The sequence below is a fragment of the Nitrincola sp. A-D6 genome (assembly GCF_000764495.1).
Lineage (GTDB): Bacteria > Pseudomonadota > Gammaproteobacteria > Pseudomonadales > Balneatricaceae > Nitrincola.
The window spans coordinates 1-26,452 of sequence record NZ_JRLB01000075.1; the positions used below are offsets into that span (position 1 = coordinate 1).

General features: G+C 49.4%; 24 protein-coding genes and 2 pseudogenes. 11 read left to right on the plus strand and 15 right to left on the minus strand.

Translation table 11 applies throughout. The annotated features are described in order from the left end of the window. The 7 genes from LH51_RS11985 to LH51_RS12015 all read right to left on the minus strand — a co-directional run. A partial coding sequence (locus LH51_RS11985) for an ABC transporter permease subunit (protein ID WP_036522419.1) occupies window positions 1-446 on the minus strand: 446 nt, incomplete at its 3' end. Then, complete coding sequence (locus LH51_RS11990) at window positions 446-1,444, minus strand: branched-chain amino acid ABC transporter permease (protein WP_036522421.1); 999 nt, start codon at window positions 1,442-1,444, stop codon at window positions 446-448. The genes LH51_RS11985 and LH51_RS11990, both read right to left, overlap by 1 nt. Window positions 1,445-1,462: 18 nt before the next feature. Next, on the minus strand, window positions 1,463-2,167 hold the full coding sequence (locus LH51_RS11995) for an ABC transporter ATP-binding protein (protein ID WP_036522423.1): 705 nt from the start codon (window positions 2,165-2,167) through the stop codon (window positions 1,463-1,465). 17 nt (window positions 2,168-2,184) lie between these two features. Then, complete coding sequence (locus LH51_RS12000) at window positions 2,185-2,952, minus strand: ABC transporter ATP-binding protein (protein ID WP_036522426.1); 768 nt, start codon at window positions 2,950-2,952, stop codon at window positions 2,185-2,187. A gap of 91 nt (window positions 2,953-3,043) precedes the next feature. Further along, window positions 3,044-4,279, minus strand: coding sequence for an NAD(P)/FAD-dependent oxidoreductase (locus LH51_RS12005; protein WP_036522427.1), 1,236 nt, complete (start codon window positions 4,277-4,279; stop codon window positions 3,044-3,046). Between the two features lie 81 nt (window positions 4,280-4,360). Continuing rightward, complete coding sequence (locus LH51_RS12010; protein ID WP_036522429.1) at window positions 4,361-5,233, minus strand: N-acetylmuramoyl-L-alanine amidase; 873 nt, start codon at window positions 5,231-5,233, stop codon at window positions 4,361-4,363. A gap of 192 nt (window positions 5,234-5,425) precedes the next feature. Further along, a complete protein-coding gene (locus tag LH51_RS12015) occupies window positions 5,426-5,956 on the minus strand; it encodes a LysE/ArgO family amino acid transporter (RefSeq protein WP_200881984.1) in 531 nt (176 codons plus the stop codon). Window positions 5,957-6,129: 173 nt separating this feature from the next. Here LH51_RS12015 and LH51_RS12020 point away from each other — a divergent pair, with 173 nt between their 5' ends. Then, complete coding sequence (locus LH51_RS12020) at window positions 6,130-6,996, plus strand: LysR family transcriptional regulator ArgP (RefSeq protein ID WP_036522431.1); 867 nt, start codon at window positions 6,130-6,132, stop codon at window positions 6,994-6,996. Here LH51_RS12020 and LH51_RS12025 read toward each other — a convergent pair. The 3 genes from LH51_RS12025 to LH51_RS12035 all read right to left on the minus strand — a co-directional run bounded on the left by LH51_RS12025 (window position 6,990) and on the right by LH51_RS12035 (window position 10,222). Beyond that, window positions 6,990-7,682, minus strand: a complete 693-nt coding sequence (locus LH51_RS12025; RefSeq protein WP_036522506.1) for a gamma-glutamyl-gamma-aminobutyrate hydrolase family protein — start codon at window positions 7,680-7,682, stop codon at window positions 6,990-6,992. The genes LH51_RS12020 and LH51_RS12025 overlap by 7 nt on opposite strands. A gap of 108 nt (window positions 7,683-7,790) precedes the next feature. Continuing rightward, window positions 7,791-9,599, minus strand: coding sequence for an SLC13 family permease (locus LH51_RS12030; RefSeq protein WP_036522507.1), 1,809 nt, complete (start codon window positions 9,597-9,599; stop codon window positions 7,791-7,793). A 50-nt stretch (window positions 9,600-9,649) separates the two neighbouring features. Continuing rightward, window positions 9,650-10,222, minus strand: a complete 573-nt coding sequence (locus LH51_RS12035; RefSeq protein WP_036522434.1) for a glutathione S-transferase family protein — start codon at window positions 10,220-10,222, stop codon at window positions 9,650-9,652. 262 nt (window positions 10,223-10,484) lie between these two features. Between LH51_RS12035 and LH51_RS12040 the strand changes: the two genes are divergently transcribed. Next, window positions 10,485-11,435, plus strand: coding sequence for a DMT family transporter (locus tag LH51_RS12040; RefSeq protein WP_052063735.1), 951 nt, complete (start codon window positions 10,485-10,487; stop codon window positions 11,433-11,435). 7 nt (window positions 11,436-11,442) lie between these two features. On the opposite strand, the gene LH51_RS12045 is transcribed toward LH51_RS12040, so the two are convergent. The 3 genes from LH51_RS12045 to LH51_RS12055 form a co-directional block, all read right to left on the minus strand. Beyond that, a complete protein-coding gene (locus LH51_RS12045) occupies window positions 11,443-12,186 on the minus strand; it encodes a 3'-5' exonuclease (protein WP_036522436.1) in 744 nt (247 codons plus the stop codon). A 13-nt stretch (window positions 12,187-12,199) separates the two neighbouring features. Then, complete coding sequence (locus tag LH51_RS12050) at window positions 12,200-14,068, minus strand: putative nucleotidyltransferase substrate binding domain-containing protein (protein WP_036522438.1); 1,869 nt, start codon at window positions 14,066-14,068, stop codon at window positions 12,200-12,202. 104 nt (window positions 14,069-14,172) lie between these two features. Continuing rightward, window positions 14,173-15,807, minus strand: coding sequence for a BCCT family transporter (locus LH51_RS12055; RefSeq protein ID WP_036522440.1), 1,635 nt, complete (start codon window positions 15,805-15,807; stop codon window positions 14,173-14,175). 260 nt (window positions 15,808-16,067) lie between these two features. On the opposite strand from LH51_RS12055, the pseudogene LH51_RS12060 reads away from it, so the two are divergent. The 7 genes and pseudogenes from LH51_RS12060 to mnhG all read left to right on the plus strand — a co-directional run bounded on the left by LH51_RS12060 (window position 16,068) and on the right by mnhG (window position 21,978). After that, window positions 16,068-18,490 (plus strand): annotated as a pseudogene (locus LH51_RS12060) (putative monovalent cation/H+ antiporter subunit A). 1 nt (window position 18,491) lies between these two features. Then, window positions 18,492-18,923 (plus strand): Na+/H+ antiporter subunit B, encoded by a 432-nt coding sequence (locus tag LH51_RS12065; RefSeq protein WP_036522443.1) that lies wholly within the window; start codon window positions 18,492-18,494, stop codon window positions 18,921-18,923. A gap of 15 nt (window positions 18,924-18,938) precedes the next feature. Further along, window positions 18,939-19,286 carry a Na+/H+ antiporter subunit C gene (locus tag LH51_RS12070; protein ID WP_036522445.1) on the plus strand — a complete coding sequence of 116 codons (348 nt, stop codon included), beginning with the start codon at window positions 18,939-18,941 and terminating at the stop codon, window positions 19,284-19,286. Further along, window positions 19,283-20,787 (plus strand): annotated as a pseudogene (locus tag LH51_RS12075) (Na+/H+ antiporter subunit D). The gene LH51_RS12070 and the pseudogene LH51_RS12075 overlap by 4 nt, the downstream one beginning before the upstream one ends. Continuing rightward, window positions 20,784-21,257 (plus strand): Na+/H+ antiporter subunit E, encoded by a 474-nt coding sequence (locus tag LH51_RS12080; protein ID WP_036522447.1) that lies wholly within the window; start codon window positions 20,784-20,786, stop codon window positions 21,255-21,257. The pseudogene LH51_RS12075 and the gene LH51_RS12080 overlap by 4 nt, the downstream one beginning before the upstream one ends. Before the next feature lie 21 nt (window positions 21,258-21,278). After that, window positions 21,279-21,548: a monovalent cation/H+ antiporter complex subunit F gene (locus LH51_RS12085; RefSeq protein ID WP_036522450.1), complete on the plus strand. Its 270-nt coding sequence runs from the start codon at window positions 21,279-21,281 to the stop codon at window positions 21,546-21,548. Continuing rightward, window positions 21,541-21,978: a monovalent cation/H(+) antiporter subunit G gene (gene mnhG / locus LH51_RS12090; RefSeq protein WP_036522452.1), complete on the plus strand. Its 438-nt coding sequence runs from the start codon at window positions 21,541-21,543 to the stop codon at window positions 21,976-21,978. The genes LH51_RS12085 and mnhG overlap by 8 nt, the downstream gene beginning before the upstream one ends. Before the next feature lie 9 nt (window positions 21,979-21,987). Here the strand turns inward: mnhG and LH51_RS12095 are convergent, their stop codons facing one another. Then, window positions 21,988-23,151, minus strand: coding sequence for a M18 family aminopeptidase (locus LH51_RS12095; RefSeq protein WP_327124922.1), 1,164 nt, complete (start codon window positions 23,149-23,151; stop codon window positions 21,988-21,990). After that, window positions 23,043-23,294, minus strand: coding sequence for a hypothetical protein (locus tag LH51_RS24320; RefSeq protein ID WP_327124910.1), 252 nt, complete (start codon window positions 23,292-23,294; stop codon window positions 23,043-23,045). Before LH51_RS24320 ends, LH51_RS12095 begins: the two co-directional genes overlap by 109 nt. Before the next feature lie 161 nt (window positions 23,295-23,455). Here LH51_RS24320 and LH51_RS12100 point away from each other — a divergent pair, with 161 nt between their 5' ends. Both LH51_RS12100 and LH51_RS12105 read left to right on the plus strand, forming a co-directional pair. Beyond that, window positions 23,456-25,549, plus strand: a complete 2,094-nt coding sequence (locus tag LH51_RS12100) for a carboxy terminal-processing peptidase (RefSeq protein ID WP_036522455.1) — start codon at window positions 23,456-23,458, stop codon at window positions 25,547-25,549. Next, window positions 25,539-26,372 carry a hypothetical protein gene (locus LH51_RS12105; RefSeq protein WP_036522457.1) on the plus strand — a complete coding sequence of 278 codons (834 nt, stop codon included), beginning with the start codon at window positions 25,539-25,541 and terminating at the stop codon, window positions 26,370-26,372. Before LH51_RS12100 ends, LH51_RS12105 begins: the two co-directional genes overlap by 11 nt. Window positions 26,373-26,452: the final 80 nt, after the last annotated feature.

Sequence of the window (26,452 nt, forward strand, 5' to 3'; positions counted from 1 at the left end):
GACTGAGACACAGGCGCAAAAGCATTAACTACCCATAAATAAACACTGGCCAGCACAATAAGTATAATTGGTAAACGAATACGTCGAGGTACAGAGATGCGATGCAACTGCATTACTGCCGTTACCAACACCACAGCCGCCAGTAGTTTCATAAACGCCAAACCCAACTCACCAGAAAGATCTGACTCCCAGAAACTCTGATTAACCGGAAATGTCAGCAGCATGGCCGAAAAACCACCCAGTGCTACAAAGCCCATAATGCCAGCGTTAAATAACCCGGCATAACCCCATTGAATGGTCAAGCCCAACGCAATAATGGCATAACAACTGGCCTCTACCAGCACCCTGACGCCATAGGCTGTCCCCATCACCTGGATTAGCAATAACAGAGTAACTGCCAGTGCAACCATCAGCAGGGTTTCTTTCATCGGTAATTTCATCAGCATCACAACACCTTACCTTTAAATAGCCCTGTAGGTCGCCACACCAGAATAGCCAGCAAAATAAAGAAGGGAACGGTTATCTTGTATTCACTGGAGACAAATGACAGATTGGCCGGTATATCAAACCAAAGATAATCGCGTACTGGACGCAACAGTACCGACCAATTAAACACTGACAGAGTTTCGGCAAAACCTATCACGAATCCTCCTGCCAGTGCACCGTAGGGGTGTCCAACCCCCCCTACAATAGCCGCCGCAAAAATCGGCAGTAACAGATGGAAACTCAGGTCAGGCTTCAATGAAACGTCCAGCGACAAGAGGGTTCCAGCCGCGGCAGCCAGACAACCGGCAATCACCCAGGTCACCTTAACTACTGTATCGGTATTAATACCGGATACACGTGCCAGATCCGGATTATCTGACATGGCTCGCATCGCTTTACCCAAGCGACTGCGGGTTAAAAACAGGTGCAAGGCGATAACCGCCACAACTAAAAACAGTAACAGCAGAATCTGGGGGTCGGTCAATACCAACGGACGGCTAGCCAGATCAAACGGCAGTTCAATACGATATATTTCTTTACGATCATCAATATACAGACTGCGGGCTCCAGTACCCATGAACATCCGGATCAATCCCTGCAGCATTAGCGTGACGCCTAAAGACGCCATTACCAACACAATCGGTTTAACACCATGGCTGCGCAGTGGGCGATAAAAGGCTTTATCGATATATACGGCTGACACTGCGGTTAGTGCCATTGCCAGTGGGAGCATGACAAACGCTGTCGGCAAACCCACGGCGGGACCCACAGCAGGAAAGAGGCTGGTTAGAAAAAATGCGAAGAACGCACCCAGTGTCATCAAATCAGCATGGGCAAAGTGAGCAAACCGCAAGATGCTGAAGATCAGTGTGATGCCAACAGCGCCCAACGCATAAATTGAACCTATCGTCAGCCCGGAAACCACTACGTTATTTACAAAAAAGACCAATTCGTTCAAAAGATTATCCTCAAGCCCTTAGCCACCCAGAAAGGCCTTGGCTACTTCGGGATCATTGATCAGGTTTTCACCGGTATCGGTAAAACGGTTCTGACCTGCAACCAGTACAAAGCCTCTATGCGCTATTTTCAGAGCCTGCTTGGCATGCTGTTCCACCATCAGGATACCGACACCGGCTTTATTAATGGTGATAATGCGTTCAAATATTTCGGCCATATACATGGGCGACAAGCCCGCTGTAGGTTCATCCAGCAGAATCAGGCTGGGCTCAGTCATCAAGGCCCGCCCCATCGCCACCATCTGACGCTGACCACCGGACAATTCACCTGCAGGCTGCTGACGTTTGTCGGCTAAAGGCGGAAAAAACCCGTACACCTGGTCGAGCATATGCGCAAAACTATCCTTGCAGCTAAAGGCGCCCATCTCCAGGTTTTCCTGTACCGTCATGGAGGGAAAGATATTCTTTTCCTGAGGAACAAACGCCATTTTACGCTTTACCAGTTCAACCGGGTCGGCATTGGTGATCTCTTCTCCACGCAGCTTGATACAGCCTTCGCTGACTTTCAACAATCCGAAGATTGCTTTCAGCATAGTGGATTTTCCTGCACCATTAGGGCCGACGATGACGCCGATCTCATCCGCCTCAACAGTCATATTCACACCATTGAGGATATTCATACCACCGTAACCGCCGTGCACATTGGTCGCTTCAAATAGTGCCATTATCTATCTCTGTCAGATCAGTGTGCATCGTTGCCAAAGTAGGCTTCGATCACTTCCTGATTATTTTGAATCGCTTCAATGCTACCCTCAACCATAACGCTACCCTGCGCCAGTACAATCACCGGATTACACAACTGTGCGATCATATCCATATCATGCTCAATTACCAAAAAGGTATAGCCCATTTCCTGATTCAAACGCTGAATATTGCGGATCAGATCCTGAAGCAAGGTACGGTTAACACCAGCGGCTATTTCATCGAGTAACACCACACGGGCATCCACCATCATGGTACGACCCAGTTCCAGCAGTTTTTTCTGTCCACCGGACAGATTGCCAGCCAGTTCATTACGCACATGTTTTAAGCCAATAAACTCGATAACATCCATGGCTTTCTGGCGCACCTGTAACTCCTGCTCATGCACTAGAGCCGGACGCAGCCAGGTATTAAAGATATTCTCACCTGCCTGAGGGGGCACCATCATCAGGTTTTCCAGTGCGGTCATGTGAGAAAACTCCTGCGCGATCTGAAAGGTGCGCAACAAACCACGATGAAACAGCTGGTCAGACGGAACAGCGGTGATATCGTCACCGGCAAAATGGATACTGCCGGAATCCGGAGCAAAGGTACCGGCAATCAGGTTAAACAGTGTGGACTTGCCTGCACCGTTAGGACCAATCAGTCCGGTAATAGAGCCTTCTTCAACCTGAATAGAGCAGTCATTAATAACCTGCAACGCCCCAAAGGCTTTATTGACCTGACGAACCTCTATAATAGATCCCATTAATACCCCGGAAAACTGTCATTAACTGTTAATATAATACGTTAGACCTTAGTTGACTTAAAGCACCAACAAACGCTTTGCAAGGCAAGTTTCAAACATATTGCCCGGCACACCAACCGCTGCTCCAGGCCCATTGAAAGTTAAATCCGCCCAGCCAGCCGGTTACATCCAGAACCTCACCAATAAAGTACAGGCCAGCTACGGATTTGGTTTCAAAAGTTTTTGAAGAGATCTGATCGGTACATACACCACCGCGGGTGACTTCAGCGGTTTTATAACCCTCAGTTCCGGCCGGGATGCAAGACCAGCACTGAAACACGCTGGCTAACGCGGCTATATCGGCATGACTAAGCTGTGCGACCGGCTTGTCAACCAACGCCTGTAACTCAGGGAATGCCAACCAGGCAAGCACAACACGCTTGGGTAGTAAGCGCGATAGCAGAGTTTTCAATTCGGCCTTTTCACCCGCCTGTTGCCATTCACGCAAACAGGCTTGCAGGTCATGATCAGGTAAAAAGTTGATCTGGACCGCCTCGCCCGGATGCCAATAATTACTGATTTGCAGTACCGCCGGGCCACTCAATCCTTTATGGGTAAACAGCAAGGCTTCTTTAAACGTCTGATTGTTGCAGCTGATACTCACCGGCAGTGCCACTCCCGCCAGGGATTGCGCCAGCGCAAGCCGTTCGCCTTTGAAGGTGAAGGGTACCAATGAGGCTTGTAGATCAGTCACTTGCAAGCCAAACTGCCTGGCCAGATCATAGCCGAAACCACTGGCACCCAAGGTGGGAATAGAAGGGCCACCGGTCGCTACAACCAATGACTCGCAGCGCACAGGACCCAGGGCAGTTTGCAGCTCAAACCTGGCTGTATCTGGCTCAGTTTGTTGTGTGTGAGTTGCCGTATCAATGGAGGACAGTTGGGTAATCTGCTGAACCGCGCAGCGGGTTTCGATAGTCACTCCCCCGGCTTCGCATTCCGCCAACAGAATATTAAGAATATCCTTGGCGCGATTATCACAAAACAGCTGCCCCAGGGTTTTTTCGTGGTAGGCCAGTTGATGCTTATCCACCAGCGACAAGAAATCATATTGGCTGAAGCGTTTCAGTGCAGAAATACAAAAATGCGGATTGGCTGACAAAAAGTTAGCCGGCTCCACCCATTGATTGGTGAAGTTACACCGCCCTCCCCCTGACATAAGTATTTTCTTGCCAACTTTATTGGCATGATCCACAACCAAAACCCGTCGGCCCCGCTGCCCCGCCGTTGCCGCACACATCAAACCAGCAGCGCCAGCCCCAATAATCACACAATCGAAATAACGCATCGGACTCTTCGCAGGCTCTGATTACAAAACCGCTAGGATAGCATGACAAGGTTCAGCTGGAACATAACGCGCACTCGATAATCAGGGCCTCAAGGGTGTCAACCAATGACTGTAAACCCAACCGGTTGTATCAGCCTGACCATTAACCAACTCACTGACTAACCACCATTTTCCTTCTGCTTCCAAGCGAATAAGTTGGGTATCCCGACGCAGTGTTTTAACCACAGCAGTATCGATACCAGGGCCTGTTCTGAGGTTAAGCCCGGATACCGCGGTTACACTAAAAACAGTTTCATGATGTGTAGTATCTGATTCAATTGGCTCATCTACACGGTCATCCATTCGAGACATCAACATATTGCGAAAACGCACCATGGGAAAAGCGGGGCCTGGATCCTGTTTTCGCCCGGGAGAGATATCATCGTGTCCCACTATAGCCTCTGGCGAAAGCTGGTAGTGCTGCAGCAAGGCGCGCACAATATCAATCGTTGTTTGCATTTGTTCAGGCGAATAGGCTTCCCAACCACGTAACTGGCCATCATATTTATGCGCCATTCGGACTACACCCTCGTCTTCCACCGGGGTGCCCGCCCAGGAGCGCCAGTGTCCGGGCTCACCCATCAGCCAGCCCCAATTCACCAGTTCAATACCAACAGAATAGCTGTTTAAATTCCGTGTGCCCTGCCATTCAGAACGTCCTGCATGCCAGCAGCGTTCATGAAAACGTGCCATTTGTACTGTACTGCCATCTTTTCCTATCACCAAATGAGCTGAGGTTTGGCTATTACGATTTTTAAAAGTAGAAACGGCCGACTCCACCGTGCTACCACCGGTATAATGAATCACAATAAAAGCAGGCTTTTTTTCAACTAAATTTCCCCGTTTATTGGGCGTTTCATTCCAGCTGGCACGTTCACCTGTATCGTGATAAAGCAAATGATTTCTTATTTTCATGAGGCACCTCTTTCAGTTAAGAAGGCCTCAGTCTTAAGTTAAATTATTGCCCGATGGCATAATTCTATTACAAGGTGATAATAGATTGATGGCCTAGGTTTTACAGATGGAATCTCAATTTAATTTAGCCTAGCAAGGATTCAGGGTAAGTCAAAAAACCCGTCGCTCTTTCAACTCAATTAGTAAGACAGGCTAGTTCCAGGGCACAAGTGTCATAGCCACCAGGCACAAAAGTGCCGCCATACCGCCATCAAATACACGCCAATGCGTTGGGGAGCGTAAGTAGGTTGCCAGTTTGGGCGCAAAGCCGGTCAGCATAGTGAACCAGGTTAGTGAAGCAAAACAGGCACCGAATACAAACATCAGCTTATCACTCTGGGCGGCGCCGACACTGCCAATCAATACCACTGTATCTATATATACGTGCGGATTAAGCAGGGTTATCGCCAGGGCAGTAAGCCCCACTTGCCAGGCATTTTGCACCCTCACCGGCTTGGCTGCTTGCAAACCGCCGGTACCTTTCAGCGCTCGCTGTGCCGCGTTGAATGCCAGCCACAGCAATAGCGCCACTCCCATCCAACTGAGTACTGGAATCAGTGGCGGCACCCATACCTTAAGTTGATTGACGCCATACACTCCCAGCGTAATCAGAATCGCATCACACAGAATACAAACCAGTGCAATGACCACGCGGTGATTGCCACGCATGGATTGACTGAGCACCCAGCATTTTGCGCCCCTATGGCGACAATTAATCCCAACGCAACAATATAACCGGTAAAAAACACTGACATGCCAGACTCCCTGATAAAAACCCATCAACATACTGTGCAAGACTAACGAAGCCAGCTATCATTAATCCAACGAATTATATTTACGGAATATTAGCTAAGCTTATGATTGATTACCGCCTGCTACAAGCCATGGCCGCCGTACTGGAACAGGGCGGTTTTGAAAAAGCGGCCAACTACCTGCATCTGACGCAGTCCGCAGTCAGTCAACGTATCAAGCAACTGGAGCATTTACTGGGTCAGCCTGTGCTCATCCGCAGTCAGCCGCCCAGAGCTACATCTCTGGGACAACGCTTACATAACCATTTACAAAGAGTCAGACAACTTGAAGCGGGTTTGGAACTATCGGCTAACCCGGAAGATCTGATCATCCGCATCACGGTAAATGCTGATTCGCTGGACACCTGGCTACCTGCCGCATTGGTGCTGGAAGACTACCCTCTTCTGCGCTTTGAGGTATCTGTTGAAGACCAGGCCGTTGGACTGCGACGGATGAAACAGGGTGAGGTGATGGCTTGCCTGTGCGCCAGCGCCGAACCGGTTAATGGCGGGGATGTCATTCCTCTGGGCGTGATGCGCTACCGCGCACTGGCCAGCCCAGCCTTTATTCAACGCTACCATTTGACGCCACCAGAGCCAGCTACCTTCCATCAGGCCCCCTGCCTGGTTTACAGCCGGGACGACCGCTTGCAGCATCAGTTTCTTGCTGATGTAGCCGGAACCGAGCCACTTTACACCCACCACTTACCCTCATCAGAGGGCTTCATCAAAGCCGCCAAAGCAGGTCTGGGTTATGGCATGATGCCGGAACTTCAAGTGGCTGATGAGTTGCAATCGGGACAACTGGTGGATGTGATGCCCGGTTACAGTCTGGATGTGCCGCTCTACTGGCATTTCTGGCAGATGGAGAGTCCAGTGATGGAAACGCTGAGGACATCGGTTGCACGAGCTGCCGGTACTGCGCTTTATTGAGCTGTTTGCAGGCGCTGTTCTACAGATACTTTAATCAGCTGTTCGAATAAGCGCCGCTGACGAGGCATGAAAATCAGAAACTCTGGATGCCATTGCACCCCAAGAAGGTAAGGTTGCTGGGGATCTTCTATAGCCTGAACGATACCATCCAGGTCATGCGCCGCAATGCGCAGGCCGTTACCAATACGATCCATAGCCTGATTATGCAGGCTATTAATACGACAAGGCCCAGGGCCCAGCAGTTGCTTAAGTAATCCATCAGTTTCCAGCAACAGAGTTTTCAGTGGCAACAGAGTTCGCCGGTTGGATGTTTTCCGGCGTTTGGTTTTGAGATCCTGATGCAGAGAGCCCCCACGACAAACATTCAACAACTGGGCTCCGCGGCAGATACCCAATAACGGAACCTCTCGGAACAAGGCCTGGTCAATAACAGCTTTTTCCAGTTGGTCCCTGGCTGAATCATATTTAGGTTCCACTTCAGGCTCTGATGCATAGAGTACCGGATCGATATCATGACCACCGGTGACGACAACCCCATCAAACGCAAACTCAGATAATTGAGCATGCTGACTGGGTCTGAGCTGTAAAGGTTGCCCACCATAGAGACGAACCATCAGCGCAACCAGGCTTCGCGGCCCCAAAGCTCCTCGCTCAGGACCGGTAATTGCAATTACAGGCTTTCTCAATCCATGCTCTCCTTCTACATCGGATAAGTTGTTAACCAACAACATACCACAACCACCCCGTAGAGATCAGCCTGAGCCACCCTGTAGCTATATAGACTAAACCAAGTGTCAAAGCGGCCAGAAAATAAGCAGTAATGGCAGGCTCACCGCACATACCAGCAACTCAACCGGTAAGCCCAAGCGCCAGTAGTCACCAAAACGAAATCCCCCCGGCCCCAGGATCAGGGTATTATTTTGATGGCCTATCGGGGTTAAAAATGCACAGGAAGAACCGATAGCTACTGCCATTAAAAAGGCATCCGGGTTCAAGTTGAAGGACGATGCTGTTCCTATAGCGATTGGGCACATTATCGCGGCGGTGGCGGCATTATTAATCACCCCGGATAAGAGCATGGTTACGACTAAAATCAATGCCAGGGCCAATACAGAGTTACCCTGCGCTATCGTCTCCAGTAAAAAGTTTGCAACTAAAGAAGCGGTTCCCGTGGACTCCATTACATTGGCCACAGGGATCAGGGCACCAAGCAGTACAATTACCGGCCAGTCGACTGCTGTATAAATAGAGCGCAACGGCAGGGTTTTGGCTAGCATGGAGACCAGCACCGCGAAAGCGAAGGCAATGGCTGTGGGTAAAATACCGAAGGCAGCCAGAGCGATAGCGGCAACAAATATTACACTGGCTGTAATCGCCTTGTTTTTATCCGGTATATTCAGTTCGCGCTCAGCAAGCGGTATACAACTGTAATCAGACGCAAACTCCATAACTGTGTCTTGTGGCCCCTGCATCAGCAACAGATCGCCTGCTTTTATTTTTATCGTCCTTAAACGGGCATGAGATTTATGATCCTCTCTGGACAAGGCAAGTAGATTTATCCCGTAGCGGGTTCGCAGCAAGATATCTTTAGCAGAGCGTCCAACCAGTGCAGATTCTTCTCTGACGACCAGTTCAACCAATAGAGTTTCCGCAGGACTTGCGGCTTCCTTGTCATCTTTCTCCTGATCAACATCAGAAGGCTCCCTACCCTCTGTAGCCTCCTCCAGTTTGAGCCCCAGGCTGGTTAACACATCCGACAATGACTCAACATCGGCTTCAATAATCAGAATATCATTGGCCAGAACTTTGCGGCCATAGCCTGGTGCGTTGATTTTCACCTCGTTACGTACCAGGGCAATTATCTGAGCATCAGCTTCATCAAGAACCGCCTCAATATCCCGTAAGCGCTGGTTAGCAGCCTTGCTTTTTTCAGGGACCCGAACCTCGGTAATATAGGCTCCTGTATCGAAGCTTTCACTCGCCCCATTTTTTCTGACCGGTACCAGCCGCCAACCCAGCAGGGCAACGAATAACACACACACCAAAGCCACCGGCAAACCTACCAGGGTAAAATCAAACATTGAAAATGCACCAGCGGATTCCAGTTCAGAGCGGAAGCCAGACACTATCAGGTTGGGTGGTGTACCTATGAGGGTTGTCATCCCCCCCAGAATCGTCCCAAAGGCCAAAGGCATAAGGACCTGCCCGGATGACAAGCCAAGACGACCGGACATCTGCATGGCAACCGGCATCAACAGCGCCATTGCACCAACATTATTCATAAAACCGGAAAGCAAAGCACCCAGACCTGTCAGGGCGGCAATACTCAGTGTCACCCCGGCATTTTTGGGTAAAGCATAGCGCGTTAAAATATCCACAGCACCCGAAGTCTGTAGCGCACGGCTCAGCACCAGCACACAGGCAACAGTCACCACGGCGGGGTGGGAAAATCCGGTAAAGGCTTGTGCTGAATCCAGTAATCCAACCAGGACACAGGCCAACAAGGCCGCTCCTGCAACCATATCATGGCGCCAACGCCCCCACATGAACAGCACCATGGTGGCCAGCAGTATTACCAGAATCAGGCTCTGGTCTTGTGTCATCGCATCAACTCTCAAGTCCATTAGGTAGAACAGGCCGCACCAGTCAATACTCAGAGACGCGGATCGGTTTCCTGCAAAATTTCACGTGCGGCATGGCGTTGATGGAAGACCTGCAAGTCAGGGTAAGACGAAAAATCATTCATGCCTCGGAACATCACCCAGTCGATCAGGCAGTAAAGACAGATAGCCGGGAAATGCCAGTATTCAAAAGCACCCAGCTTAACCTGTTCATTCAGCACCCTGAGTGATGACGCGATACGCTCACGCTGCAAGTTAAAGAACAGTGCGTCCTGTTCAATATCGATACCCGAACGTGATAGCAGCAACAACTCAACATGCGAATCATTGGCGGCGTTGATCAGCGTGATGGCATTTTCATCATCAATCGTTGTTACTTCTTTGTTTAACTTATGATTCAAATAGTTATAAATTACTCGTGAATCAAACACGGCCTGCCAGTCATCCACTAACATGGGCACTTTCAATGCCGGATTAATCTGCTGCAGCGTGGCTCGGCCCTCTGGACTGAAAATATCAATATTCATAAACTCATGAGGAACATCTTCCAGCCAGACTCTAAGACGGCGGACATAGGGCGAGGTCGTTGATCCATATAGCTTCATGACAGGTATCCTGTTGTTGTAACTTGTGTTGTAACTTGTGTTGTAACTTGTGTTGTAACTTGTGTTGTAACTTGTGTTGTAACTTGTGTTGTAACCAGGTTTCTAATCAGCTTAGATGGAAATGACTATGACTGACAATACCTAAAACAATTGAAGCTTAAATTGTTTAAACAAAAGTTTTCTGCTTTTTTACTTTTATCCGCTGGTTTATAGATAATATTCAGCTAAGATACTGTTTTATTTACAAGATATGGGATATAAAATGGCAAAACGCCCAATGATTCAATGGCTACTCTTAGTTGCACTGGCAATCATCTGGGGAAGTTCATTTGCCCTGACCAGCCTCGTCGTTCGGGAGTTAAGCCCGGCATCAACTGTCTTTCTGCGTAACCTTTTGGCCTGTTTATTGCTGTTTCCGATCGCCTTGCTATTACGTCGCCCTCTGGCTCAAGGCACACGACTGTGGCTGTTCATGCTGGCGATGGCACTGATCGGCAATGCCTTACCCTTTACACTGATTAGCTGGGGTCAACAGCGTATCGACAGTGGGCTGGCTGGTATTCTGATGGCAGTGATGCCACTGGCTACAGCCTTACTGGCGCATTTCTTCATTCCGGATGAGCCGCTGAACCGGCACAAACTAATTGGCTTCTTTATTGGTTTTTGCGGAATCCTGGTCTTGCTGGGACCGACAACCCTCAGTGCTATAAGCCTCACCGGTGAAGCTTTGTTGGCGCAGTTAGCCGTTCTGTTGGCCGCAATCTGTTATGGTTTGAACACCATTATTGCCCGACGCAAACCCGCCAGTGATCCCTGGAGCACCTCAGCATCTGTCCTGCTGATGGCTGCCTGCATGATCTGGCCACTGGCCGCCTTCACCCAGGGCTTTAGCGACCTTGAGCATCTGACAGGCCTGCCCGGGCTGAATAATATTGCTGATTTTTCACAACAGACATTACTTGCTATCGCTCTGCTTGGCTTTATCTGTACCGGTATAGCGACTGTGATCTACCTGAAGCTGGTCGCCCTGGCTGGCCCCAGCTTTGTTTCACTGATCAACTACCTGATTCCTGTTTGGGCGGTGCTGGTGGGTGTCAGCTTTATGGATGAAATGCCCCGCTGGAATCATCTGTTGGCATTGTTAATGATTCTGGGTGGCATTGCGGTGTCACAGCGGCGTCAGTTGAGAAAAGCTCTGAAAGTTGAAGAGTGAGGTACCCCTATTTCCATAGCTCACTGATCGGTGTTTGTGGGCTGAAGCGATAAGCAATCTGCGCCATGAGCAGCTCTGCCGTTGCCAAAGCATCGGTTAAGGCATGATGCTGATTGTAATAAGGCAAATTATAACGACTGCGACTATCTACCAAGCGGATCGACTCGGGCTCTGCACCTCTGATTTTTTGCCAAAAGCCCAGGGGCCTGGCACGATGCACACGGGCTTCCAGCTCCATGGTATCGACGACTGGGAACAAAATACCCTCATGCAGGCGCTTTTCTAACGCCGCATGCAGGAACGCTCTCTCGATATTGCGATAATGAACAACAACGATCCGTCCTTCCAGGGCTTTTAAAAGGTACTCAAGCACCCGCATCAGATCAGGTGCGGATTGAATATCGGAATGGGTAATGCCGTGAATCACGACTGAATCCTTATCCAGCGGTGTTCTCGGTCGGACAATCCAGTGTTTTGCACCGGCACAATGGATACGTCTCAGATCAAAAGGCACCAGGCCAATACTGACAATGCCGTCACGTTTTGGATCAAAGCCAGTCGTTTCAAAATCCAGTGCCACAAAAGGCACCTCGCTCAAGGGTGTAGAGGGTTCAATAACACCTGCGCTGTAAAAAGCTTTCAGGCGCTCATCCTGCACACTATTTGCCTGCTGAGTATAAAAGGTTGACCAGTCCGGAGACGGCTCCTCAGCAGCACGACTTTTTTGGGTTGATGATCCAAGATAGAACAAGACTCACCTCAGCTCAGCGGCTTGCTTGATAGCGAAATTTCATGAATTTTTGTGCATTACTGAGTATCTGAAAAGCATCTTTCAGGTTTTTACGTTCAAAATCTGACAAGGCTTCAGGTGCAATATTGTTGTCCGGGTCCTCACCATTTTGTAATGACAGGGCTTGATGACGAATACGCACCATTGAAATAAATTCCAGTGCATCGCGCAGATCCTGCCCTCGTCCACGCGGCAAAATATCAGACTTGATTATATCATCCAGACGCTCAAACGAATTGCGTGCCGTTGATCCGCTTGCCAATGCATGCACTCTCACCAGATCAGCCAAAGGAGCCGTGCCCCGGCGTTTCATGTTAATAGTATTATTTTGCCGACCATCCTTTTCCATAACGAAATCCTTGAAAAACCCAAGCGGTGGCGTACGATTCAATGCATTGCGTGACATGCACGCAAGAAAACGCGGACTGCGCTGAGCTTTGCGTACTATCATATCGTTGAGCTGATCCGCCCAAGCCGTTTTGCCCCAGACTCCATCCAGATCAAAAAAAATTGAGCTATGCAGCAGCCCTTCTGCACTTGGGTTATCAATCCAATCATTAAAATAGCCAGCCCATACCTGGCGTGGTTGCCGCCATTGTTTATTGGTTGCCATGATATTGCCAGTACAGTAGGTATAGCCACAGGCATCCAACCCGTCACTGACAAATTCAGCCAGGGATTTGAAATAGCTGTCGTGTTGCTTTGGATCGAAGGCATCATCCAGAATCATGGCATTATCCTGATCCGTGACAATCAGCATTTCATCCCGAGCCATGGAGCCCAGTGCCAAAAAACAGTAAGGGACTGGTGGCGGGCCGAGTTTTTCTTCACCCAGCTCAAGCAAACGCTGTTTAAAGCTGCGCCCGATTACGGCCATAGCACTGCCGACCATGTGTGAATTAGCATCCTCATTGACCATACGCACAAAACAGGCACGTACATCAGGTACCAACGCTTTAAGCTCTTCCAGGGTGTGCTGACGGAAAATACTGCTGACGACAAACAAGCTATTCTGTGATTCATAGCGAATGATGTCGGAAATTGCAATGACACCGACTGGTTGATTGCGCTGCATAACCGGCAAATGATGCAGGTTATACCGCAGCATAGTCAGCATAGCTTCAAAGACATACTGATTAGCTTCTATGGAAATCAGTGTTTCGGTCATGATATTGGCCACCGGTGTATCAAAGCCAACACCCGCTGCTACCACACGGGTTCGCAGATCCCTGTCAGTAATGATACCGGCCATGGGTGATTCACCCACTTGATTGTCAGGATGCATGATCAGCAAGGATGAAATCGACTCTTCAGTCATTTTTTGTGCAGCTTGCTGCACCGTCACCTCGGTGGTCATCATCACCGGTTCACGGCTGATCAGTGCCGAAACTCGCGATGTCATCAACTCATTGGCATCTTCACGCCGGGACACTGCCTGACGCAGACGAGTACGGTCTTCTATCTCAACCGCATCCGCAAACTGTTCGAATTTCTCGAACAGTTCAGTAAATACAGGTTCTGGCACAAAATAGATCAGTGTATCTTCCAGCGCCAGGGCTGGAAATCGGATCTTTTTGTTGCGCATCAAACCAAACTCACCAAAAAAACCGCCCTCAGATAAGCGGTTGTACAGATCGCCATTGCGACGAAAAACTTCGACTGCACCCGAACGTATCACATGAAGAGCATCCACTTCCTGACCAAACTCCAGAATCTGAGTACCGGCCTTGAAATACCCGACCTCAATCTGACTGGCAACCCAGGACAGCGTTTCTTCAGGTAACTCTCCAAAAGGGGGAAAGCGTCTAATAAAGTCCAGAACTTCGATTGGCTCAACCTGCATGCTAGGCTCTCTATTTAATATTGAACCCAAGGGCTTTAGCTAAAAAACGAGCCTTTACCAGATTGAGATACCGGTAAAGGCTCACCAATTGCAAAACTACATCCTCACCCCAGCCGCGGCTCGGATGCCAGCCCCTTCAAGGTGGCTACACAAGCAACCAGTAGCACGATAGTGAAGGGAAAACCGGTGGAAACAGCCATAGCCTGCAATGCCACCAAACCACCGCCTAACAGTAAGGCCACAGCAATTAACCCTTCAAAGGTGCACCAGAAGACTCGCTGAGGTGTCGGTGCATTCACTTTACCCCCTGCCGCAATAGTATCGATAACCAGTGAACCTGAATCAGATGATGTCACGAAGAACACTACCACCAGAATAATGGCGATGAATGAGGTGATCTGAGCCAAGGGCAGAACATCCAGCATGCTGAACAACTGCAAGGGTAATGCAGCTTCAGCTGCACCTGTATATCCACCAACAAACTGACTGATCGCAGTACCACCGAATACAGTCATCCAAAGAACACAGGCCGCAGATGGGATCAGCAAGACCGAAATCATAAACTCACGCACGGTGCGACCACGAGAGACGCGCGCGATAAACATGCCGACAAAAGGTGACCAGGATATCCACCAGGCCCAATAGAAAGCGGTCCAACCGGAGGCGAAGTTGGAATCCTCACGCCCTATTGGATTTGACAGTGCTGGCAGGTGCTCGAAATAGGCTGCCAGATTAGCGAAAAAGCCAGTCAGGATAGCCAGAGTTGGCCCAACCAGAATGACAAACAGCATTAACAATACAGCCAGTGACATATTGATTTCTGACAGGCGCTTAACCCCGGCTTCCAGACCCGCTACCACCGACAGCATGGCAATCATGGTGATACCAAAAATCAGGAGTACCTGAGTTGTAGTTCCTTGCGGTAAATCAAACAGATAATTCAGACCTGCCGCCGCTTGAGAGGCACCAAACCCCAAAGATGTAGCCAGGCCAAACAATGTCGCAAACACGGCCAATATATCAATTATATGTCCAGGCCAGCCCCATATACGCTCACCCAGCAAAGGATAGAACACTGAACGCATGGTCAGAGGAAGACCTTTATTGTACGAAAACAATGCCAATCCCAGTGCAATCACGGCATAGATAGCCCAAGGGTGTAATCCCCAGTGATAAATAGTAGCGGCCATCGCCAGACGTTCAGCTCCCAGAGCATCACCGGCAGCGGCACCCAGCGGGGCCCAATCTGTACGCACTCCATTCTCCATCACCGTACCACCCATGGAGGAAGCAAAATGCGACAGAGGTTCCGACACACCGAAAAACATCAGCCCGATACCCATCCCCGCTGCGAAAAGCATGGAAAACCAGCCCAGATAGCTGAAATCAGGTTTGGCTTCAGTGCCTCCCAGGCGCACCTTTCCCATAGGCGACACAATCAGAAACAAACAGACCAATACAAAAATATTGCCCGCACTGATAAAAAACCAGTCCAGGTTGGATGTCAGCCAATTACGCATGCTATTAAATCCGGGCTCCAGATGGCTCTGAAACGCGAGAGTTAATATAACGAATGCAATGACTGTAAGACCTGAAATCATAAACACGCGGTTATGAATATCCAGACCAAACGGGCCAATTTTAAGTTCGATATTATCCTGGCCTATCTGATAATCCGTATTGATGGGGTTCACTTCACCATCGGGTATCATCGGATCTTTCGAATCATGCTCACTCATGATGGCAAAACTCCATTGGGTTTAAAGCGGTTTACAATGGTTTTAACCCTATCACCTAACTACCCTGTTTTCCAGGCAGCATGCGTCTTGTAACATCAGTTTTGCGACATTCAGCCCTTCGAAACGCAGGACATAAAGCTTGATTAAACCTTTACGGGATCTTCTACTTATGTAGAATGTTAGTCATAATTTATAAAAAAAAGTGACCTACTTCACGGTAAGGGCACGTTTAAACGACCGGAGTCATAACAGGATAAACCATGCAATTAAGCATACTGGTTATTTACCTTCTGGCCGCGCTGACACCCTGGCTGTATAGCAAACACAAGGCCCGCACCAGTAATCTGCTGGCACTGGTTCCTGCTGCACTAACCCTGTGGTTTGCCTCGCATATTCCGCTCATAGCCAGTGGCGAAATTCTGGTGCATGAGTACGCATGGATTCCCGGTCTGGATATTTCCCTGACGATGGTACTGGATGGGCTGTCGCTGATGTTTGCCCTGCTGATCTGCGGCATTGGCACTTTCATCATCCTTTACGCTGGCAGTTATCTTAAAGGGCATGAGTCACTTGCCCGCTTTCTGGTGATATTACTGGCGTTTATGGCATCCATGCTTGGGCTGGTACTTGCCGATAATCTGATCACCCTGTTTGTATTTTGGGAACTAACCAGCATTACCTCCTACCTGCTGATCGGCTTTAATCATCAAAGTGCCGAAGCACGTAAGGCGGCTCTGCAGGGCTTAATTATCACAGTCGCGGGGGGCCTGGCACTGTTGGCCGGCCTTGTCATGCTGGCAGGTGCAAGCGGCAGTTACTCTTTACAAGAGATATTCAACGGCTCTGAAATACTTACCGAACATCCGCTGTATGTCGGCATGATGATCTGCCTGTTGTTAGGGGCCTTTACCAAATCGGCACAGTTCCCCTTTCACTTCTGGCTACCCAATGCCATGGCGGCTCCAACCCCAGTCAGCGCCTACCTTCACTCGGCCACCATGGTTAAGGCCGGTATCTACCTGATGGCTCGCCTGCATCCGGAGTTGGGTGGTACTGAGTTTTGGATCACTACCCTGACCAGTGTCGGTGCTCTCACCATGCTGACAGGTGCCTTTATGGCGATTCGCAGCACAGACCTGAAAAAACTGCTGGCGTATTCAACGGTGATGGCACTGGGAACGCTGACCTTACTGCTGGGACTTGGCACTGAGTTGGCCATGATCGCGTTTGCGGCTTACCTGCTGGCACACTCACTCTACAAGGGCGCTCTTTTCATGCTCGCCGGTATTGTTGATCATGAAACCGGCACCCGCGACGTTACGCAACTAGGGGGCTGAGAAAACTCATGCCGATCACCGCCCTGTGTACATTGCTTGCGGCTCTATCGCTGGCCGGATTACCACCGTTATTTGGCTTTGTTGCCAAAGAGCTGTTACTCGAATCGCTGCTGGACGGCCCAGTGGGTATGGCTATAGTACTCATGGTAATCACGTCAGCCATCCTGGTAGTTGCTGTGGCAGCGGTGATCGCGTTGCGTCCTTTTTATGGTCGCTTTATTCCGCAAGCACGCAGCATACATGAAGCGCCCAAATTAATGCTCGCAGGCCCAGTGGTGCTGACCCTGTTGTCATTGGTATTCGGGCTCATGCCGGGTATTGCCGGCAGCTTCATCACCCTACCGGCATCGACTGCTGTTGCCGGACAGCCGATTGATGGCTACCTGGCCCTCTGGCATGGTATCAACCTACCGTTGCTGCTCTCAATCTTTAGTCTTGTAGTGGGTTATTTCCTCTACCGTCACTGGAACACCTTGCGCGACACCCTGGCCGTGCTCAACCCGATTATTCAGCGTGGTCCTGAAGCTGGCTACTTCCGCTTTATGCAGGGTATTGTTGTGGTTGCAGAATGGCAGACCCGCCTGCTGCAAAACGGCTCAATGCGTAACTACCTGCGCACCATTCTGCTGAGCTTTATCGGTATCACCGGTTACACCCTGTTGTGGCGCTATGAACTCCACTGGAACTGGGACGTAAACCTTTACCTTCATGAAGCTGTGGTTGTTATGATCTTGATTTCGGCCGCTATTGCCGCCTCTATCACTCACTCACGACTTGGCGCGGTAGCCTCCATGGGTGCTGTAGGTTTTTGTGTTGCGCTAATTTTTATTTTATTCAGTGCAACCGATCTGGGCATTACCCAGATCCTGGTAGAAACACTGACCGTGATACTGCTGGTACTGGTGCTTTTCCGTCTGCCGAGCTTCTCAAATATTTCCACACCTGCTGAGCGCGGTCGAGATGCATTTGTTGCGATTCTTACCGGCACCCTGATGACCCTGCTGATCATGATGACCATAGATGTTCAGCTGTTCCCATCTATCTCTGGTTACATGATCGAAAACAGCCAGCCACTGGCCTATGGGCGCAATATCGTTAATGTAATTCTGGTGGATTACCGTGCGCTGGATACGCTGGGGGAGATTTTTGTACTGGCGCTGGCCGCGCTGGGTGTTTATGCCATGATCAAGTTCCGTCCTGACACCCAACCCGGTGGCAACCATTACGCTGGCACCTTGATTCTGCCTTCCAAGCAGTTGCATGAAAAGTACATTGTGCACTCACTGGATGAACTCAAAGCCCAGCAGGAAACACCATCAGCCAGTGCCAGGAAGGAGGAACACTAAGATGATGAAGCCAGGCACGCTGATACTGCACGTGGCTGCACGCTTTCTGGTGCCATTACAACTGCTGTTTTCAGTCTTTCTGCTGTTACGTGGTCACAATGAGCCTGGCGGTGGTTTTATTGCAGGCCTGGTAGCATCAGGGGCTTTTGCGCTCTACCTGTTTACCTTTGGCGCTGTTGTCACACGTGATCTGATGCGCGTAGATCCACGCAACTTAATTGGGTTTGGTCTGTTTTTGGCGATGTTTTCGATTTTTCCTGCCTGGATCCAGGGACAGGCTTTTCTAACATCGCAATGGTGGCCCGTCACTCTCCCTGGCGGCACTGAGATTAAACTGTCGACACCGCTGATCTTTGATATTGGCGTTTACTTTACGGTATTTGGCTCAGTCATGCTGATGCTCATTGCCTTAACTGAAACCGAAGAGCGCTGATACGGAGGAGATAATATGGAACCCATTATGGCCATCGTTACCGGCTGCCTTTATGCCGCCGCCATTTATATGATGCTCAGACGCAGTATTGTTAAGCTGGTTATCGGGTTAATGTTGCTATCCAACGCCGCCAATCTGCTGATTTTCACCTCAGCTGGCATGACACGTGGGGCACCACCTCTTATTCCTGTCGGTGCCATGCAGCCTGATGGTATCATTGCCGACCCCCTTCCACAGGCATTGATTCTGACAGCCATTGTTATAGCCTTTGGCGTTCTGGCATTTTCCGTGGTACTCATACACCGGGCTTATAACATCATCCATACAGACAACCTGGATCAGATGAAGGATACCGATACGTGAGCCCTGAAGTTGCCCTGCCGATCATTATTCCCCTTCTGACAGGTACACTGACGCTACTCGCCTGGCGCTCTAATATTGTACAAAAAATACTCTCCGTAGTAGGTAGTATCACACTGCTGGCGTCCAGTATCTGGTTACTGAGCAGCGTACTGGACCAGGGACATGTTGTTATGTACATGGGCGGCTGGATAGCCCCCTATGGCATCACACTGGTAGCAGACATGCTCAGCGCCATCATGGTAGTTTTGACCGGGATGATGGCTGTGGCTATTGCCATTTACTCCTTGTCTTCAGCCTCCGCAAGCCATGAACGCTTTGGCTATTACCCGCTGATGCACTTATTGTTGGCCGGTGTCGCTGGCTCCTTTCTGACTGGTGACATCTTCAACCTGTATGTCTGGTTTGAAGTGATGCTGGTGGCCTCTTTTGCACTTCTGATTCTGGGTGGTGAGCGTGCTCAGATGGAGGGGCGGTAAAGTATGTCACCCTGAACCTGCTGTCTTCAGCCATTTTTCTCAGTGCAGTCGGCCTGCTGTATGGCCTGGTCGGCACCCTGAATATGGCTGATATTGCGGTGAAGCTGTCTCAGGCCGAAGATACTGGTATGGTGGATGTTATCGCTGTGATGTTTATGGTGGCCTTTGGTATCAAGGCCGCCGCTTTCCCGTTGTTTTTCTGGCTACCAGCTTCGTATCATACCGGTCCTGTGGCTGTATCGGCGCTGTTTGCAGGGCTGTTAACCAAAGTCGGGGTCTATGCGTTATTCCGGGTGTTTACACTTATTTTCAACCAGAGCCCGGAATTTACTCACAATATTTTACTCTGGGTGGCCGCGCTCACCATGCTAACCGGGGTATTGGGAGCCGCGGCACAATTTGAGTTTCGTCGTATACTGTCATTTCATATTGTCAGCCAGATCGGCTATATGATTCTTGGGCTGGCACTTTATACACCGCTGGCCATCGTTGGTGGGGTGTTTTACATCATGCACCACATCATTGTGAAAACGAATCTGTTCCTGATCAGTGGGATAGCACACCGCTTACTGGGTACCTATGATCTGAAAAAACTGGGTGGTATTTATAAGTCACGCCCTGTTCTGAGCATTTTGTTTCTGATACCTGCTCTTTCTCTCGCGGGCTTACCCCCTCTTTCCGGCTTTTTTGCCAAATTTATTGTTATACGTGCTGGCATTGAGGCTGAAGCCTGGGTGGTAACTGGTATAGCACTGTTGGTGGGTTTGCTGACACTCTACTCCATGATTAAAATCTGGGCCGAAGCTTTCTGGAAAAAATTACCTGAAGAGACCGATGCTAGCGGTTTAAACCAAGTCATGACACCGTCACTCGCTGCGCTTTACCTGCCGGTTATTCTACTGGCTGCCTGCACTCTGTTTATCGGGTTAAACGGTCAACCTATCTATCTGATGGCTGAAATGTCAGCACAACAGCTGTTAAATCCTAGCGGCTACATTGAAGCCGTACTGGGGGTGAAGCCATGATGGCCTTTATGTGGAACCTGCTGCTGGCACTAATCTGGGTGATGCTGACAGGTGATCTTAGTGGTATTAACCTGTTTGCAGGCTTGGTAGTAGGCTATCTGGTGCTGGGACTGATGCAGCGCCAGATACCGATGCTACGCGGCTACACCAGCCGTTTTCCACGCCTGATTCGCTTTATTTTCTTCTTTTTCAAAGAACTGATCATGGCAAACTTGAAAGTGGCTTTCGATATTGTGACGCCTATTTGGCACATGAAGCCAGGTGTAATTGCCATGCCACTGGAAGCCCGAACTGAAATGGAGATCACCATGGTCGCTAATCTGATCTCACTCACGCCCGGCACACTCAGCCTTGATGTGTCTGATGACCGCCGGGTCTTGTTTATTCATGCGATGTTCCTTGATGATGAACAAGCCGTACGTAACAGCCTCAAAGAGATGGAGCGTCGGGTTCTTGAAATTCTTCGCTAAGCAACGTTTATTGGAGGAAATGTGCAATTTGTCATTTACCTGACCTTTGCCATTTTAAGTCTGGCATTGGTCATTATTTTTATCCGCCTGATTCTCGGCCCGACACTGCCGGACCGGGTAGTGGCACTGGAGCTATTTGCCTCCGTCATTGTCGCGATAATCGGCGCCTATGCCATTTATACCGATACGGCCAGTTTTATTGATGTTGCCATTGTGGCGGCACTAACAGCTTTTCTGGCTGCAATCGGCTTTGCACGCTTTCTGGAACGCGGAGGGCCACGAGATGATTGAGTGGATTATAAAAATCCTGATGCTGACCAGTTCACTGTTTATTCTCCTGGCAGCTGTCGGAGTACTTCGCTTACCTGATTTGCTTACCCGCATGCATGCCAGTACCAAAGCCGGGGCACTGGGTATAACCCTGATGATGATCGCTGCCAGCTTTCATTTTTTTGATGCGGTGGTGATGGCCAAAAGCCTGGCGGTGATTATTTTTATTTTAATCACCGCGCCAGTCGCTGCTCACGCTATTGGCCGCGCAGGCTACTTCGTGGGTGTTCCTGTCTGGTCAAAAACCATTAAAGATGAACTGATCAACTGTTATGACCCCGACAGCCACCGCTTGATGAGCGGCCTGGAAACGGAAGAGGAGCTGGAGATATATCGCCAGAACCTCGACCTAAAACCGCGCATTCGTGTTACGCGTAAAGAAAAAGAGTAAAAGTAACCATTAGGCACCTAGTTTTCGGGTCTGATAAAACCGTTGCAGTACCCGAGCAAGGCACCATGCATCATCACTACCAGCAGTTTCACGAATGGAGTGCATAGCAAGTTGTGGAACACCGACATCAACGGTTGGTATTCCCGTTTCTGTCGCAATGATCGGCCCAATAGTACTTCCACAACCCTGATCACTGCGCACCACAAAACTTTGCACCGACACACCCACCTGCTCTGCGAGGTGCCTGAACACAGCACTGGTTTCACTATTACTGGCATAGCGCTGATTAGCATTAATTTTTATCACCGGCCCCTTATTCAATAAGGGGCCGTGGTTATCATCATGACGATCGGCAAAGTTTGGATGCAGACCGTGGGCATTATCAGCTGAAACAAACAGTGAGTTGGCCAACACCTCGTAGCGATTTACCTCCGCAGGCAAAACACGCTGCAGCCAGTGACTCAGCATCGGCCCCTGCGCCCCACACGCACTGGCGCTGCCAACCTCTTCATGATCATTACAGATTAACACCTGACCGGGTCCAGCATCAGCGGCAAGCAAAGCCTGCAAACCAATAAAGCAACTCAATAGATTATCCAGCCGAGCCGAGCAGATCAGCTCCTGATCCAGCCCGACCAGTGCCGATTTCTGAGAATCGTAAAAAGATAATTCATAATCCAACACAGCATCCAGGTTAGTCACCCCCTGATCAGCAAGGTGCTGTTTCAATAGCTCCCTGAAATCGGGTTTACTCGTTTGCTGTCCCATAATCGGAGGTAAAAATGTCTGGGCATTAATGCTACGTGATGAGTTAGCTTCCCGGTCAAGATGTATGGCCAAGCTGGGGATAGTGGCCACTGGCTTATTGAAATTGATCAGATGACTGGCAAGCTGGCCTTGGCTATCACGAACGGTAACTCTTCCCGCTAAAGACAAGTCACGATCAAACCAGGGGTTCAACAATACTCCCCCATAAACTTCGACACCCAACTGAAAATATCCCTGGCGTAGCATTTCTGGCTGAGGTTTAACTTTCAGACAGGGTGAGTCGGTATGTGCGCCAGTTAACCGAAGTCCCTGAGAAAAGCCTTTATGATCTGTGGCTGACGCCAGGCAATGATCGATGAGCCATTTCGTACTGTGTAATATGCAGAGCCAGGCTCTAATTGCCAGACAGCTTTTTCATCCAGCGCCTGAAACCCTGATCGATCTAACAGGTTTGTCATTTGGTACACAGCGTGGAAAGGGGTTGGTGAAGCATCCATGAACTCCAACAGAGCCTGGTTGAATAGTGTCTTGCTAAGATCGTTGCTCACAGACTACTCCGTCTTTAAAACTATATTTAACTCAATTTTACATTAGTACGGCCGATGACTACACTGGCACATCCTGTAATATAGAACCAAATCACAAGGAAACTCCGTAACAAGAATGGTGTCTTAATCCGCACATGGACTAATCAGGAACTACCCAGACTATGACCAGATTTACATTTAAACCCCTGCTGACAGGCCTTGTGCTGGCGTTATTGCTTGCTGTTGGCCAGGTACATGCACGCTATTCAGCTGAACCTCAACATGAAGAAGCACTGCTGGATGTTATTTCAGCGTTGCAGCAAAGTCATTACAGCGGCAAAAAAATGGATGAGCAGCTTTCGTCTGATATTTTTGTGCGCTACCTCAAAGACCTGGATCCCTCACGAATTTATTTATATCAAGCCGATATCAGAGAGTTTGAACATGCTCGGGAAGCGATTGGCTTAGAAATTCTGATGGGTAACACTCATACAGGTTTCGCCATCTATAACCGTTTTCATCAGCGTCAGATGGAGCGCCTGGAGTACATGCTTGATATCCTGCAGGATGAATCGCATAGCTTCGACTTTAATACTTCAGAGAGCATAGAGACAGACCGTACTGAAGCTGACTGGGTAGAGACTACCGAGGAGATGGAGCAACTCTGGTACAAGCGACTAAAAAATGCACTCATCAGCCTGAAACTGGCTGACCAGAGTGTGGCTGAAGCACGCGAAACCCTGATTCAACGTTATGAAAATCAGATAAATCGACTGGCACAGACCAATAATGAAGATGTATTTGAACGTTATGCTAACGCCATTGCACACGAGTTCGATCCGCACAGTCAGTACCTGTCGCCCCGCAATCAGGAAAACTTTCAGATCAATATGAGCCTGTCACTGGAAGGTATCGGCGCGGTACTCCAGGGAGAAGATGAGCACACCAAAGTGGTGCGTTTAGTACCCGGTGGCCCGGCGGATCTTGCTGGACAACTCAAACCCTCTGATACCATTATAGGTGTCGGTCAGGATAGTGATGGTCCTATACAGGATGTAATTGGCTGGCGTCTGGATGAAGTTGTTAATCTTATCCGTGGCCCGCGTGAAAGTACGGTAAGACTGCAGATCATACCTGCCGACTCCATGGACCGCAGTGCGCACCGGGTGATCACCATTGTCAGAGACAAAGTACGACTGGAAGAACAAGCCGCGCAAAAACGTATACTGGACCTGGAGCGCAACGGCCAACCCTACCGGGTCGGAGTTATCGAAATCCCGGCGTTTTACATTGACTTTACCGCCATGCAGGCAGGTGATCCAGAGTACAAAAGCACCACACGGGATGTAGAAGAACTGATTGAAGAACTGAAAAGTGAAAATATTGATTCGCTGATCGTAGATCTTCGTAATAATGGTGGTGGATCACTACGTGAAGCTAATGAACTAACCGGACTATTTATCAGCCGCGGGCCCACTGTACAAATCCGTGATGCCAGTGGCCGTGTCGACATTCTGGGAGACTTTGACCCCAAAGTAGCCTGGAATGGGCCAATAGCGGTGATTGTAAACCGATTGAGCGCATCAGCATCTGAGATTTTTGCAGGTGCTATACAGGACTATAACCGTGGACTGGTGGTCGGAAGCCGTACTTTTGGCAAGGGTACAGTACAAACCTTACTCCCCCTTGAACACGGACAGATGAAGCTGACTCATGCCAAATTCTACCGTATATCCGGTGAAAGCACACAGAATGAGGGCGTACAACCTCATATTCTGTTCCCAACCTTATTCGATGAAAAAGATATTGGTGAAAGCGCTCTGGAAGGCGCCCTGCCCTGGGACACAGTGAACCCTGTGCGCCATGGACGTTTTCCAAGCCTGACACCTTTTTTAGATGAACTGATCAGTCGTCATGAAGCACGCATTGCCAATGATCCTGACTTCACATTCATGCACAAACAGGTCGAGCGCAGCAAGGAACAACGTCAACAAACCCAGGTACCACTGAATATTACCGAGGTGCGCGCACAGCGAGATGAAGTAGAACAATGGCAGGTTGATACCGAAAACCAGCGCCGTATGGCTAAGGATGAACCTCCTATACGCCAGTTAAGCGAACTGGATGATCTGCTGCCTAAAGATGCCCAGGGCCGACCCATCAATCCGGAAGCTGAGTCCATATTGATGGAAACAGCAGAGATCATGGTGGATTTCATCGACCTGCACTTATCGCACACAGCACAGGCTATGGATCGCACAGTGAATGGCAACTGAAGATACAGCAGCTTCACCGGAGCAAACTGAACCCAAAAAGCCCCGGGACAAAAAAAAATTGATCTTGCTAATAGCAGCACCCATAGGGGTGTTGCTATTAGCTGCTGTATTATTTTTTGCCTACCGGATAGTTTCAGAACAATTCTCAAAAAATCAGGTTGACCTGGAAAAATTTGGTTTTGATCTTAGTGGCACCTCAGCGTTTGAAGAATCTGAAGGGGTTCTCGGTGAAGCCCAACTGCCTTCAACATTCGGAGAAGAAAACCTGACACCTAGCGAGCGTGTTGTACATAGTTTGGTACGTGACAGGGAAAATCTGATTATTGAGAACCGTACATTGCAACAACAGATTGAAGCGCTGGAAGCTCGCCTTGAAACTTATGAAGAAGATCGGCGTATGGCAGAGCACTTTATGCCGGAAAATTTTTCACAAGAACTGGATCGTGTTGAACGTATGCTGCACACCTACCTTCGACAATCGGCTGATGCACAGCGGTTCAGCAACTTCAGGCTGGAAATCATGGCAGCCGCTGGGCGCATGGAATACCAGCGTTTTGTTGAAGCCAATCAGCTGATGCTTGATGCTGTGCAGCGTACAGAAATTGTAGTCGATCACCTGCCAGCCTATATGTTCTGTGTTGGAGATGCCGTTCAACTAGCCGCCAACGATTTCAATGAAGAGCGTGAAATACGCGACTATTTTGGCAACCCTGAGCAATACCGTTTGCCCACTGTGATTCAAGAGGATCTGGACGTTGTTCTGCCACCCTGTCAGCGTGAGTTACGCCAAACCCTGCAAACCAGCATGGCACAACTGCTCTGATTGCGCATTTTTTGCGCAACACCCTATTCACCAGACTCAATCCTCTGTATAATTTGACCTCTTTTTTCGTAGTTCTGACA